Origin of the sequence: Haladaptatus halobius (assembly GCF_020618475.1) — an archaeon.
Lineage (GTDB): Archaea > Halobacteriota > Halobacteria > Halobacteriales > Haladaptataceae > Haladaptatus > Haladaptatus halobius.
Genome location: NZ_CP085336.1, coordinates 251,927 through 264,812 on the forward strand (window position 1 = coordinate 251,927; position 12,886 = coordinate 264,812).

A 12,886-nucleotide genomic window follows, 5' to 3' on the forward strand; every position below is an offset into this window, starting at 1 on the left:
CGACAGTATGCCGGGTAGTCAACCTACTACCACTGCTCGTCGTCAATTCCTTCATCTATTTGGCACTGTAGCCGCGGGAATACTCGCTGGTTGTTCCGAGAACGAGCCTTCCTCACAGTCAACTTCAGGTACTCAGGTCTCATCTACGACGAATATAACAACAGTGGAGGACACTACCGAGGTTACAAAAACCACGTCAAAGCAAACACTACGGACAAAGTACAACAGCCGTAAAAAGTTCGGTTCACCCGGAACAGAGTTCGACAATTTTGAGGATTCATCTCGCTGGAAGCGGGTACAGGGTTCAGTGTCAGCGGACACGGCACAGAATTTCACAGGTTCGCAAAGCCTGAAGTTGGTTGGAAACTCGGGCGACCATGTGGTAGCCGTTCGGACGTTGTCATCACCAGTGGATTTCTCCGATCACGACCTATCAATGGCATTTCGATCAGAAAATCCCGACGATGTTGCCCTGCTTGTCTACCTATATGATTCCAATGACAACTGGGCAGTACTCGAACTCCGGTCTGTGACATATCGTCCCCCAGATACTGGCTGGTTTCGAACGTGTCCTGGTGTGTTTGCCGCCAGTGATGCTGACCCAGACCTCACGAATATTAAATGAATTGAAATCGAGGTAACGAACGCATCGGATGGCAACGCAGTGTCATGGGTGGACGATATGCGACACCACCCAAAACCCGATATAGGCTATGTCGTGTTAAGCTGGGATGATGGTAACCGGAGTTACTATGAACAGGCGGCATCAGTCCATGATCACTATGATTTCCCAGCTGTCCTCACAATGCCAGTATATCCCAGCAAAACAGCCGATTCATATTTTATGTCGCTCGAGGAATTACACGAACGACAAAACGCAGGCGATGAAGTCGTCGCACACGGCAGTACCAACGAGCCGTTCGCCGAAATATCTACGTCGCAGCTGGATAACCTCCTCAAGCGTAATAAGAAGTGGTTAATTGACAATGAATTTAAAGGCGCAGACTTCATAGTATACCCGGGAAACAATTTTGACGAAGCCGCGCTCGACGTGATTAGCAAGTACCACTACATGGGTGGAATGAATCAGTCCGGCAATGTGAATACCACCGGTGTATCTGGGTTTGATCCACTTGTGCTTCCGCGAACGATAGGTCAAAATCTCGATATTTGCAAGCGAGCCGTGAGTCTTGCTGCTGACCACCGTCAATGCACCATTCTCAATTTCCACAACTTTGATTCCGAGAACATGATGGATGTCGGGCAGTATGAGAAACTCTTAGCACATATTGATCGGACAAACGGTATCGAAGCTATTGATTTCACATATCTATGGGAAATGCGATGCACAGAGCCATATTGAATACGTCCATAGAGCCCTATATCCATCCTATTATGCTCCATGTGACTGAGTGAATTTTATATCGTATTTTCATGCTTCTCGAAGTCTCGGAGTTTCAACTCTGGCTAGAAATACTGCCCAACCCACGTTGCCGTGAATTCAATTTAACAGATATGCGCAATACTAGTAGGGATTCACCGTTGCCCTTTTCCCTACGATGCTCGAGCATAGCTGGCCAAACGGCGTGTCTAACTGCCTCTCTTGATAATTATTCATCTCTAAAATAGATGACTAACAAATTCCTATCTATATATGATATGAGGGTGGTAAGCGATATTTGGCAAAATAACATTTCCATATTGAACAGATACACCTACTCCCGTGCTTATCAAATTCACCAATGAGGGCCACGAGAACCCCGCAGATCACCAGTACACAGTCTCCATCGACGATGTGACCGACGAACTAATGGCCTACACCTGTCCGCATCACGTTCACCCGAGCGCGTTCTGTAAGCACATGGCTGCCGTCGAAACCGTGGCGGACGACGGCACTCTGATGGCGTTCCCATCGGAAGAGGACGAGAACACCGACAAGACGGACGACGACGATACCGAACCGACAGAGTGCGATTATGACGGCCTCGATAGTTTCCCGTATTGGCGGTGCGTTCGTGCGGGTCGCAAAGAACTGCCAGCCTAACCCCGTCTCACTCTTCTCATTTCTGTCACGCCAAACGACGCTGCTCGATGTGGCCCAGCGAACGCTCACCGAGTGCGCGGATACCGCGAGCGATAACGACGACACACCGACAACTGAGCGCGAGCTATTCGACCGCGCACAACACCATGCGGCGGTCGTCGCAGCTACGCACTTTCCGGACTTGCTGGTCGGTGTGATTGACTGGGAAGTCACACAGAATCAATGAGGGGGATCGAGACAGAGTCTATGACAATCAGTCATCAGGACTGAGCGCCTTCTCAATAGGGGTGTCGCCGCCGAATAATCTGACCGTTTCGCCGACTGTAACTTCGTTTTCTAGACAGACAACGGCTGTCTGAGCGACGTCGGCGCGCGGAATCTCTTCTCCATCCTCGCCACGATCTTCGAAGGTTGCCGAAATACGCCCTATTTCCTCTTCACTAGCGAGTGTTGTCGGCCGAAGAATCGTGGCATCGAGTGGCGACTATTCGAGATAGTCGTCAGCACATCGCTTGGCCACCAGATACGGACGGATTGCCTCCGGCACAGCCATTGGATCACCTGCATTGTATGAACTTATCATAACAAACCGATCGATTCCATGCTCGACGCACGCGTCGATACTCCGTCGCGCTCCCCAAAGGTCGATCAGAAGCGTCTTGTCCCAGCCGGTTCCCCCGCCGGAGCCAGCTGTGCAAACAACAGCGTCGGCCCCTTGGAGTGCCGGCGCAAACTCCCCTTCGAGATCGCCAAAATGTGTACTTCGCCATGTTCGCGGACAGCATCAAACTATGATTCGTCTCGTATTACCCCAATTGGGTCGTGTCCAGCATCCAAAAGTCGAGGAACTAACTCGCGGCCGATTCCACCGTTTGCACCGATAACTGCGACTTGCATGGTGTACTATATCAACACGAATTATATCAATAGATGCTGTGGTCACCGAATGCTGTATCAGCTAAACGACTGGCTCAGTGCGCATATACTCCTTGAAAAAATGAGCGAAATCACTGCTCAACGATAGAATCGACGTTGAGTGCTCTTCGCCGTCGTCAACTCGCTACTTATCATGTTTTTGCCATTGAATTCAGTGACGAGGTGACGTACAAGTCAGCGACCTGCATTATCTTCGTAGGTTTCAGCTGTGATTGATCCTACTGGGAAGTAACTCACCCTACCTTCTTCTATAATAATGTAGAGCAGCTATATGAGTTTGAAATGTTGCCGGCAATTCAAGACGAGCGAACGAAACTGGTCGATCTGAGCGTCGGTCTCGAATCAGATTCGCCGAGCGAGCCGTTTCCACCGTCTATCGAGCGGTTTGACCATCGCCGCGGCGCGGAGTTGCTCGCGGAGAGACTTCGCGAAATCGGCTTCGAGGACGTTAATGCGGACGACTTTCCGGAGGGGATCGGACTGGCCTGGGAAGAGGTCACCGCAATCACCCACGCCGGGACGCACATGGATGCTCCGTGGCATTACGGTCCGACCAGTGGGGACGACGAATCGAGGACGATCGACGAGGTCCCACTTGAGTGGTGCGTCGGCAAGGCGATCGTTCTAGATTTCACCGAGAAAGAACCTGGCAGCGAAATCGGTATAGAGGAGATTGAGACTGAACTCGACACCATCGATCATTCGCTCCGAAGAGAGGATATCGTCCTTATCCGAACCGGGCTCGATGAACTCTGGGGAACGCCCGAGTACCTCACAGAGTTTCCCGGCATGAGCGCCGACGCGACCACGTATCTAGTTAACCGGGGTGTAAAGGTGATCGGGACGGATGCGTACGGCTTCGATAAACCGTTCGCTGAGATGGGTCACCGATACGTTGAATCAGGTGATGAGGAGGAATTGTGGCCAGCGCACTTCGCCGGTCGTGACGCCGAATACTGTCAGATCGAAAAAATGGCCAACTTGGCAAAACTCCCTCAGAAAGGGGCAACGCTCATGACGTTTCCCGTGAACGTCAAAAACGGTAGTGCCGGGTGGGTCAGACCCGTCGCGTTCGTAGAGGAGGACATATGAAACTCGCCAGCTTCGAAGTTGAGACGCCAGTCGGACCGGTCCAACGGATCGGCGTCGTTGACGACGAGTGGCTGGTCGACGTCACCGCGAGCTACGGGGCGGTCTTGGCTGATCGAGGTGAACGACGACCTGCGGAGGTCGCAGCGGTTACGGCGCCCTCAGAGATGCTTGCGTTCCTGCACCATGGTGATAAGGCGTTCGAGGCAGCCCGGGAAGCGGTCGAGTTTACAGATAAGACCGAATCGTCGGTCGGTCCCAACGGCGCACGACTTCGCTACCGGCGGGACGAGGTAGAGTTACTCAGTCCACTCCCGCGACCTAACTCGATTCGCGATTTCATGGTCATCGAGGAACACGTTCGTAACAGCCTCGATGAGCCACCGGATGCTTGGTACGAGATGCCAGTGTACTACAAGGGCAACCCGGATACAGTCGTCCGGCCGGGAGCCGACGTCGAGTGGCCAGCGTATTCGGACAAACTCGATTACGAACTCGAGATCGCCGCGATCATCGGAAAACGCGGCCGCGACATCCCGGCCGAACGAGCCGAGGAGTACATCGCGGGTTACACGATTTTCAACGATTTCAGCGCCCGGGATATCCAGTTGCGGGAGATGGAAGCACAGCTCGGTCCCGCCAAAGGAAAGGACTTCGCGAACGGACTCGGCCCAGTGCTTGTCACTCCTGACGAAATCGACGTCGAGAACCTGACGGTGTCTGCCCGGATCAACGGCGAGATTTGGTCAGACGGCTCTCTGGGGGAGATGTACCACTCGTTCGCTGACATCGTCGAACACGTCTCGCATGCGGAACCGCTTTACCCCGGTGACGTCCTCGGCAGCGGCACAGTCGGAAACGGCTGTGGCCTCGAACTAGATCGGTGGATCGAACCCGGGGACGAGATCGAACTTGAGGCAGAGGGGATCGGAGTGCTGCGACACCGCGTCGTCGACTCGACGTGAAACTCGCGAGCAGTCCCGAACGCACTTCGTGATCTGTACTGCCGGATGATTTACACAGTATAGAACTATTTAAATAATAAGAAAACTATTGTATTTTATCGTTCCATCAGTGAATACTATTTGGACAACTACTCATAGAAAAATCGTTTAAATTATATTACCAGGCGGTAAAAACATACGTAATTATTAAGTCACCCCGTTTGCGAATCACTCGCATGGTGGAAAGCGCATTGGATACCGCCAAAATCGCGTCGTTGCTGGTGGGAGTCATCCTTTTTTTCGGTCTGATGCTGTACGTCGGCTACAGAACCGAGAAGTGGATCGAGTCCACGTCGGATTTCATCGTATCGGGCAGAGAGATAAATTACCTCGTGATCGGGGCCGGGTTCGCCGCGATCGGGTTAGCCGGGTCTCAGGTCTCGGCTCTGCCGGAGTTCGCCATCAATCTCGGTCTCCTTCCGGCGTCGCTGTTCATGCTCACGTGGTGTGTGTTCCTCGTGATTTTCGGGTGGAAGATCGCACCGTACATCCGAAGGAGCGGGGTGTACACCACGTCTGAGTGGATGGAACAGCGGTTCGATCGACGGACGCGAATGGTCGCCGCAGTCGGAAGCGCCCTCGGCATCATCGGGGTTGTCGCGGCGCAGTTCGTCGGCCTTGGCCTCGTGATGGCCGAATTAACCGACTTCTCATACTTGTATACGTCGTTCGGTATCCTCTTGATCACGCTCGTCTACATGTACCTCGGCGGACTGTGGGCGGTGACGGTGAACGACGTTATCCAGATCGTTATCGGGGGCATCGCGATGATTGTCATCGCGGGGTGGATGTTTGTCTACTTCGGCTCGCCCGCCTGGTTGGCCGAAACCGCGCCCGAGATGACGAGCCTCTCTGGAACGGGGGCGATGAAGCCTGTTGCACTGACGTTCAACAGTCCGGTTACGTGGTTCATCGGCTGGGGCGCGCTGATCATTGGAAATCAATACTACTGGATCCGGCTGGTGAGCGCCCGCAGTGAGGATGCCGCGAAGAAAGGAACCATGCTGGGCGGTGTCCTGGCGGCGATCTTCTTCTCGCTGCTGCTCGCACTGCCTGGAGCGTACGCGGTCGCGGCGTACGGTGCCCCCAAAGAGGCCGGCTATAACTCCGGCGGCGTATTCGGGGTCTTGCTGCTCGAGATGCCACCGCTGATGGACGCGTTCGTCCTCATCGCGCTGATTTCGGCGCTGATGAGTACGGCCTCGACCGCGATCATTGGCATCGTCTCGATCCTAATTCGGGATGTGTGGGAGCCGCTCGTCGGACAGGCGACGACATCTGATGAACTTATGGGACCAAGCCGATTCTTCACGGTATTGATCGGCGTTACCGCGTGGGTCTGGGCGGTCACGTGGCAGGAGACGGCCGCGCTCATGCTCGCCCTCGGCTGGTCGTTCATCGCTCCGCTGGTATCAGTCATACTCCTCGGTCTGGCGTGGCCGCGACTGTCCGCCTCCGGTGCCTTCTACGGGATCTCCACCGGAATTATCGCTGTCTTGCTCTGGCAGTACGGACCGTGGGGACTCAGCGCCTACGCCCACGAGACATGGGTCGGGATCTTTATACCTGCGATCGTCGCCATGGCGGTCTCGCTGGTCACTGAACCACCGTACTACGGGAAGGCGGACTGGAAGGAGAAATCCCGTTCCGATACGATAACTCCCGGCGAGGGTCAACCTCAGCCGGATTTGCAAGGTCTCGCGGTCGAACTGTCGAAACCGTGGACGCCGAGCAGCCGGTGGAACGAGTTCGTCGAGAACCGCGGGGTCAAGGGCGGACTCCTCCCGACGCTGCTTCGCTACGAACCCCAGTCCGCTTCGGAGGATGGTCGCAATGAGTGAGACGTTCGCACCAGACCTCGAGGAGATCCACGACAGGTTCGAACTCGAAGGGGACGAGACGGTCGAAGAGAAATACGAGGAGTTGCTCAAGTTTGTCCACTCCGGTCGCAATCGAACCGACGAGCTGGCCGACGGTCTCGGTCTGAGCGGCGTAGAGACCGAGTACCTGATTCGAGAAGCCGAGAAGAATGGTGATCTAGCCAGGGACGGCTACACCGGCAAGAAGCTCTACACGATTTTGATTACCAGTCAGGGCCAGGCGAAACTGCCGGCGATCTCAGAAATCGACGCGAAGCTCGCCGAGTACAACCTGACGGAGCTGGACTATGAGGTTCTGAAAATCGTCGCTAACGTCGGCTCCTGTACGGTTCAGCCCATCCTCGAAGAGCTGTCGGTCGACCTCGCTCCGATCAAACTGATTCCGGTCATCAATCACCTCATACGGGAGAACTACTGCGAGAGTTCCGGGCTGTGGCGTCGATACGTCGAAGTCACGAATGAGGGTCGATCTGTCATCGAGACTGCCGAGCATGAGGTGTTCAACGACAAGTCAGAACGCCACTGATCGGCGGGCTCTCCGTCGTATACGTGTTCAATCGTCTACTTTGAAGTTCAGTTGGCTAACCGAATAGTACCTGCAAGAAGGATAAGTAGTATCCTAATGACGATCGTCCAGACTGTCTACTTCCCAACAGTGAACTCAGCTGGATCTTTTGTAAATAGTCCATAAACCACCGCAACCGCCATGCCACACCCACCAATTGTCTGAAGTAATAATGGGAGACTTTGCTCACCAGTAGTCGTAGATATCAATGCAGGAATGCCTAGTGCTGCGCCAGCAATGAGCGTAGAGACATGGTAGAGAGAAAATCGATCCATGCCAAATTATAGATCCTCAAACTAAAATTCTTTCGATCAGTGTTGAATCAATGTGGGTAGAAGCCACCTCTACGTTGTCATACTGGATGCCGTGACGTACGATCTAATGGCCTGTACGTGTCCGCACCACGTCCACCGCACCGCCTACTGTAAGCACATGACTGTCGTCGAAACTGCAACCGACGACGGGACGCTCGACGCCTTCCCTTAGGAGGACAACGAAGACGATTCCGAATCAGTAGACTGTGACTGTGATGGCCTCGACGGCTTCCTTTGTTGGCCGTGTGTTAGAACGAGGCGTAGGGAACTTCTGAACTAACCTACGTTTCCGTTTTTATCTATACACAATAATAGATGGTCTCAGATATCACCAATCAGCGAACGTTCACGGAAAGTGCGGATGCTGCGAATGATGATCCTCCTATTAGTGCCAAACACAACCCCTGGCTATACGTACGAAGTAAACAGTATATTTATCAAATCTTGTTACTATCTTGTCGATAATGCTTGAAGAATATGGGTACGTCGTAAACATTGATGGTGTCGTTGTCAAAGACGATGAGTACCTGTTCATCGAACGCGGTGAAAATGAAGACCACGCTGCCGGTCTATTGTCGTTTCCAGGAGGCAAAGTCGAACAGTCGCCCGGGGGCACAGAAACGATTGAGAAAACGGCTGCCCGTGAACTCAACGAGGAGGTCGATGTTGAAATCGGAGATGTCGAGTATATTTGTAGTACAACGTTTGAGACCGACGACGGTACTCGCTGTCTCAATATTGTTGTACTCTGTGAGTTCGTGGCGGGTGATGCCCATCCTCGAGCTTCCGACGAAGTTGCTGCAGTGCATTGGCTTTCTTATGATGAAATCAAAGCCCGAACTGACATTCCGGAATTCGTCGAACACTTCGTAGACTGCACCGAAAAAGTACGCAACTCCGGCTAAGTGGAGTTTGGTTCTGCTGAACCGTACTGAAACTACGATACCTACTTCCAACTGAAACCCATACAAACACGTCGTTGCTTCGGTTGATGAGTTGAGTTATCGCACGGCTTGAGAGAGAATTCTCGATTCGATTTTCTGGAAGTGTTCGCCAACTGTTGCCTGACTTAGCCCTACCCCGTCAGCGATTTCTCGTATTGTTGCCTGTCGTGGGACTTCGTAGTACCCATGTTCGATGGCTATGGAAAGGATCTCCCGCTGACGATCAGTGAGCACCGAGTCGAGGTGACCTTGAGACACATACTCGCCGGTTTGTTCGATTTCGATGTCAACGAACTCAGACACCCTCTCCAAAATTCGTTGCAGCGGCTTGTGTTCTCCGATAAACTTTACCCGTAAGCGGTCATCGCTCAGGAACTTTACCGGCATAGGCATAAGAACATCCGATTCGTGTAGTATCGCAAGGAAGGACGTGAGTGGCTCTCTCATTTCACAATGGAGGTATGCAAGTCCATCTCCCTGCTCCGGAACATCAGAGTGTATCACAGCCGAACTTGCATCGAATGTTGCTCTTGCGTGGTCGAGATCCCCCCTGAAGTTGATAGAGAAGGACAACTGTCCCGTCATGCAACAAATTGAAATGGTACAAGTATTCGCGTGCTACAACATCTCTACTCAGAGTAGCAAAAGCAGAGACAAATCTCCGCTCGCCCGGATCTGTTAAAACAGTCACGTATCTCATGGGTAGTTTCTCGTACGGATGGGCGTCGATACGCGGAATTCTGCTTGTCGGTAAATCATTATTCTGCGAAGAAGCTCGGTCTCTATCCTCCGATTACTATCTCTTAGAAAGACGAACAACGTAAATCACTTAAAAACTGCCGAAGAACTTCGGCATCATCTCCTTGCTCTTTCCAGATTTCTTTGTGTCTACAAGAGAGCTAACCATAATGAATGAAACTGTTCACTATCTCTACACAGGCACGGTTCACGCTGTGCAAACCAGATCAGCTTTGATAAGAGATGACGAGGAAACAATTGATGACTGACCTCTTCCGCGACAGGATGGCAAACAGCGCGAGAAGGGTCTCTCACACACTACTAAGGTGGCCAGCGTGGGCCGCATATGCAGCCAGCGCTTGGTCGTTGATATACGGCGCGCTCGGAATATACTGGACGTTCGGTGGTAGTGGATTTCCATTCGGGGCTACGAACGATCCGGAAGGGGCTGCGTTGTCTATCCTTGCGGGTGTACAGGTCGAGACTGCTGCACCAGTGATCGCTGCGATGGGGCTGGTCGGTGCGGTGGTGGGTCTTGCGATGGCCCGGACGTGGGGGCGCGGATTCTCGCGGACAGTGCTGCTCGGCATCGCGTGGAGTTTCGCTGCCGTGCTATTGCTGGTGGTGCCGGATGCCCGCGGACTCCTCGCCATGGCCCTCGTACCGATTGTGCTGATCGGCGCGCCCTTCGGCTGGCCGTCAGAGAACTTCTTCGACGCCATACCCTGGCCCGTGATGAACCAGTTCGTCCTCATTGGCGGTGGGTTCTTGTGGGTTGCAGCGGCCGTCGCCTACCAGCGCCGGAGCAGAAACGCCTGTATGAATTGCGGCCGCACCGACACTGACACTGGATGGACGACGCCAGCCGCGGCGGCCCAGTGGGGCAGATGGGCTACCGCCGTCGCAGCCATTGTGCCCCTCGTGTATGCCACAACACGTTTAGCGTGGGAACTGGGCATCCCGTTAGGTATCTCCGAGGAAATCCTTCGCACGGGCCAGGCCAGTGGGGGGCTCTGGTCAGGGGTAGCACTTAGCACGGTGGCAGTTGGCGGCGTGATTCTCACACTCGGACTCATCCAGCCATGGGGCGAGATCTTCCCCCGCTGGCTCCCACTTTTGGGTGGAAAGCGGGTTCCCATTTGGTTGGCGGTCGTTCCTGCCTCGTTGGTCTCCGTCTTAGTGGCTATGGCCGGCCTAATGTTCGTACGCAAAACGGTGCTCGGTACTTCCTTCTTCACGCTTACTGATGGCTGGGCAGCCATTGGGCCGGTACTGTTGTGGCCTATCTGGGGAGTCGCACTCGGGGCGGCAACGCTCGCGTACTACTACCGCAGACGCGGCCGGTGTCGGCACTGCGGGCTGGGCAGGACGATAACGGGAGGAAACTGATCTCAGAGCCTGGTTGGATAGGGACATTTACCAAGACATCGAATGCCACGGGATCGACGACAGAATCGAGGCACAGTGGCCTCACTAAAACCATTTGCTGCTGCAGATCATTCTCTTTAACATGAGATTTGTGACAATACTTCTCACGCCAATGGAGTCTGCATTTGATCCTACCGTGCAAGCGTTTGCCGACGACTCGGCAGTGAAACGGCGAACATTGGATCACATACGGATGCTCGATGACGGAACCGGTGTGCTTCTCGTCCAATTTGACGGAGAGCGCGAGCGAGCGGAAGCCCTATTGGATGCTCATTCTGATATTCTCGCATATGATATCTCCGAGGTGGATAACAGCCTCTATGCGTACGTTCACCAGAAATGGAGCGAGATTGCTACAACGTTCCATTCCATCGTGCAGACGCACGGACTTGTCGTCGATACTCCGATGACATATACCGAAGACGACGACCTACGGGTAACGCTGCTGGGAGAGCAACAGACGATTCAGACGGTGCTCACAGAGATACCCGTGGCTTTCGACCTCACTGTCGAAGCCATCGGTGAGTATAATCCATCGACCACACGGCTGTTCGAACAATTGACCGAACGCCAACAGGAGGCGGTGACGGTTGCACTCAAACTAGGCTACTTTCGAGATCCACGAACAGCCACATACAAAGATATCGGCGAAGAACTCGGCTGTGGGCCTGAAACGGTGGGCGAACACCTCCGAAAAGCACAGGCGACGATATTTGCTGAACTCGTCCCGTGAACTATCTCACGAGAGTAGTCCTCACTCGGTGTTAGAGACTCTATTATTTGGCCTCAACTCGTATAGCGAGTTGACTCTCCGTATATAGCCGACCCCATATATGGTGGAGCATCCTGATTCCCGCTGCTGCCTTAGTCACAAATGCCTATGAGCACAATTGAAACAGCCATCCTCGTCGTACAAGGACTACTTGGACTCATCATGTTGGCCTCGGGTGGCGTGAAGTTCCTCCGTACTAACTTCCATACAACGCAATTCGATCAGTTCGGGTACCCACAGTGGTTCCTCGTCGTGACTGGCGGTGTCGAAGTTATCGGCGGTCTCGGGCTACTCGCTGGGCTCGTGTTCGCACCTATACTCGGTATTTTCGGTGGCCTCTTGATCGCCGTGACAATGATCGGGGCCATCTTGACACACCTCGTCCGGGTCGACGATCCGCCTTCGGCATCAGTCCCAGCGGCGGTCTTCCTCGTAGCCGGACTCGTCGTCACGATTCCCAGGTTACTCGCATTATAGCCACGAGAGCACGGGCACCTGCGAGATGGCGGCTGACCGCAGTCTCACTATATTGCATATTGACATTTTTACTGACATATTCCATATAGTACTTGGTAGGAAGACCGGTGCCCTCGGGCGTGTCGAAACGCGCCGGGTGCTCTACCACCCGGCACCGGTCTTCCTAAATGCTACCCAGAAGACAATGAGTACGAAACCGAGCCCAGGACTTGAAGCTGACGAGACGGCACAGAAACGCGCACAGTGGGAACAGTTCTGGTTCCCGGTCGAGGCCCCCGAAATGGTCGACGTGACCAACGAGAGCCACGACACCCCCACTGACCACCAATACGTCGTCACGCTGGACGACGTGAGCGGCGACGTGATGGCGTGTACCTGCCCGCACCATGTCCACCGGAGTGCATTCTATAAGCACATGGCTGCCGTCGAAACCGCGACGGATGACGGGACTCTGACGGCATTCCCATCGGAAGAGGACGAGAACACCGACGAGACGGACGAAGACGATGCCGAACCGGCAGAGTGCGACTGTGACAGCCTCAACGGCTTCCCGTGCTGGGAGTGCGTGCGCACGGGTCGGACGGAACTGCCGAACTGACCACCGCTTCCGCCCTTTTTTCCATAGTACGGCAAGTGACGGTCGCGGATATCACTGTTCACCGAACGCTCGTGGAATGTGTGGATGAAATGAGTAA

At 53.9% G+C, this 12,886-nt stretch carries 14 protein-coding genes and 1 pseudogene; 13 read left to right on the plus strand and 2 right to left on the minus strand.

The features are described from left to right. The first annotated feature begins 682 nt into the window (after positions 1–682). The 3 genes from LIW51_RS17965 (at position 683) to LIW51_RS17975 (ending at position 2,270) form a co-directional block, all read left to right on the plus strand. The gene (locus LIW51_RS17965; protein ID WP_227377835.1) at positions 683–1,363 is read left to right on the plus strand and encodes a polysaccharide deacetylase family protein; all 681 of its coding nucleotides are present in this window, start codon (positions 683–685) and stop codon (positions 1,361–1,363) included. Positions 1,364–1,723: 360 nt separating this feature from the next. After that, on the plus strand, positions 1,724–2,044 hold the full coding sequence (locus LIW51_RS17970; protein WP_227377836.1) for an SWIM zinc finger family protein: 321 nt from the start codon (positions 1,724–1,726) through the stop codon (positions 2,042–2,044). Beyond that, on the plus strand, positions 2,016–2,270 hold the full coding sequence (locus LIW51_RS17975) for a hypothetical protein (protein WP_227377837.1): 255 nt from the start codon (positions 2,016–2,018) through the stop codon (positions 2,268–2,270). The genes LIW51_RS17970 and LIW51_RS17975 overlap by 29 nt, the downstream gene beginning before the upstream one ends. Before the next feature lie 27 nt (positions 2,271–2,297). Here LIW51_RS17975 and LIW51_RS39220 read toward each other — a convergent pair. Next, positions 2,298–2,723 (minus strand): annotated as a pseudogene (locus tag LIW51_RS39220) (NAD(P)H-binding protein); the annotation flags it as partial. 542 nt (positions 2,724–3,265) lie between these two features. On the opposite strand from LIW51_RS39220, the gene LIW51_RS17985 reads away from it, so the two are divergent. From LIW51_RS17985 to LIW51_RS18010, 6 genes are all read left to right on the plus strand, one after another. Continuing rightward, positions 3,266–4,072: a cyclase family protein gene (locus LIW51_RS17985; protein ID WP_227377838.1), complete on the plus strand. Its 807-nt coding sequence runs from the start codon at positions 3,266–3,268 to the stop codon at positions 4,070–4,072. Beyond that, a complete protein-coding gene (locus tag LIW51_RS17990; protein WP_227377839.1) occupies positions 4,069–5,034 on the plus strand; it encodes a fumarylacetoacetate hydrolase family protein in 966 nt (321 codons plus the stop codon). Before LIW51_RS17985 ends, LIW51_RS17990 begins: the two co-directional genes overlap by 4 nt. Before the next feature lie 215 nt (positions 5,035–5,249). Then, a complete protein-coding gene (locus tag LIW51_RS17995; RefSeq protein WP_227377840.1) occupies positions 5,250–6,914 on the plus strand; it encodes a sodium:solute symporter family protein in 1,665 nt (554 codons plus the stop codon). Then, entirely contained in the window at positions 6,907–7,479 is a 573-nt protein-coding gene (locus LIW51_RS18000) for a helix-turn-helix domain-containing protein (RefSeq protein WP_227377841.1), read from the plus strand. Before LIW51_RS17995 ends, LIW51_RS18000 begins: the two co-directional genes overlap by 8 nt. Positions 7,480–7,845: 366 nt before the next feature. Beyond that, complete coding sequence (locus LIW51_RS18005; protein ID WP_227377842.1) at positions 7,846–8,004, plus strand: hypothetical protein; 159 nt, start codon at positions 7,846–7,848, stop codon at positions 8,002–8,004. Between the two features lie 292 nt (positions 8,005–8,296). Then, a complete protein-coding gene (locus LIW51_RS18010; protein ID WP_227377843.1) occupies positions 8,297–8,737 on the plus strand; it encodes an NUDIX domain-containing protein in 441 nt (146 codons plus the stop codon). Between the two features lie 96 nt (positions 8,738–8,833). Here the strand turns inward: LIW51_RS18010 and LIW51_RS18015 are convergent, their stop codons facing one another. Then, positions 8,834–9,361, minus strand: coding sequence for a helix-turn-helix domain-containing protein (locus LIW51_RS18015; RefSeq protein ID WP_227377844.1), 528 nt, complete (start codon positions 9,359–9,361; stop codon positions 8,834–8,836). 396 nt (positions 9,362–9,757) lie between these two features. On the opposite strand from LIW51_RS18015, the gene LIW51_RS18020 reads away from it, so the two are divergent. The 4 genes from LIW51_RS18020 to LIW51_RS18035 all read left to right on the plus strand — a co-directional run bounded on the left by LIW51_RS18020 (position 9,758) and on the right by LIW51_RS18035 (position 12,789). Continuing rightward, positions 9,758–10,903, plus strand: a complete 1,146-nt coding sequence (locus LIW51_RS18020; protein ID WP_227377845.1) for a hypothetical protein — start codon at positions 9,758–9,760, stop codon at positions 10,901–10,903. A gap of 121 nt (positions 10,904–11,024) precedes the next feature. Beyond that, positions 11,025–11,675 (plus strand): helix-turn-helix domain-containing protein, encoded by a 651-nt coding sequence (locus LIW51_RS18025; RefSeq protein ID WP_227377846.1) that lies wholly within the window; start codon positions 11,025–11,027, stop codon positions 11,673–11,675. Positions 11,676–11,822: 147 nt separating this feature from the next. Then, positions 11,823–12,191, plus strand: a complete 369-nt coding sequence (locus LIW51_RS18030; RefSeq protein ID WP_227377847.1) for a DoxX family protein — start codon at positions 11,823–11,825, stop codon at positions 12,189–12,191. A gap of 184 nt (positions 12,192–12,375) precedes the next feature. Further along, on the plus strand, positions 12,376–12,789 hold the full coding sequence (locus LIW51_RS18035) for an SWIM zinc finger family protein (RefSeq protein WP_227377848.1): 414 nt from the start codon (positions 12,376–12,378) through the stop codon (positions 12,787–12,789). Positions 12,790–12,886: the final 97 nt, after the last annotated feature.

Bases quoted from the DNA above. Each gene is read 5' to 3' on its own strand.
- LIW51_RS18020 (WP_227377845.1), top strand. From the start codon at position 9,758: ATGACGAGGAAACAATTGATGACTGACCTCTTCCGCGACAGGATGGCA.
- LIW51_RS17965 (WP_227377835.1), top strand. From the start codon at position 683: ATGCGACACCACCCAAAACCCGATATAGGCTATGTCGTGTTAAGCTGG.
- LIW51_RS18010 (WP_227377843.1), top strand. From the start codon at position 8,297: ATGCTTGAAGAATATGGGTACGTCGTAAACATTGATGGTGTCGTTGTC.
- LIW51_RS18000 (WP_227377841.1), top strand. From the start codon at position 6,907: ATGAGTGAGACGTTCGCACCAGACCTCGAGGAGATCCACGACAGGTTC.
- LIW51_RS18025 (WP_227377846.1), top strand. From the start codon at position 11,025: ATGAGATTTGTGACAATACTTCTCACGCCAATGGAGTCTGCATTTGAT.
- LIW51_RS18015 (WP_227377844.1), bottom strand. From the start codon at position 9,361: ATGACGGGACAGTTGTCCTTCTCTATCAACTTCAGGGGGGATCTCGAC.
- LIW51_RS18035 (WP_227377848.1), top strand. From the start codon at position 12,376: ATGAGTACGAAACCGAGCCCAGGACTTGAAGCTGACGAGACGGCACAG.
- LIW51_RS17990 (WP_227377839.1), top strand. From the start codon at position 4,069: ATGAAACTCGCCAGCTTCGAAGTTGAGACGCCAGTCGGACCGGTCCAA.
- LIW51_RS18030 (WP_227377847.1), top strand. From the start codon at position 11,823: ATGAGCACAATTGAAACAGCCATCCTCGTCGTACAAGGACTACTTGGA.
- LIW51_RS17995 (WP_227377840.1), top strand. From the start codon at position 5,250: ATGGTGGAAAGCGCATTGGATACCGCCAAAATCGCGTCGTTGCTGGTG.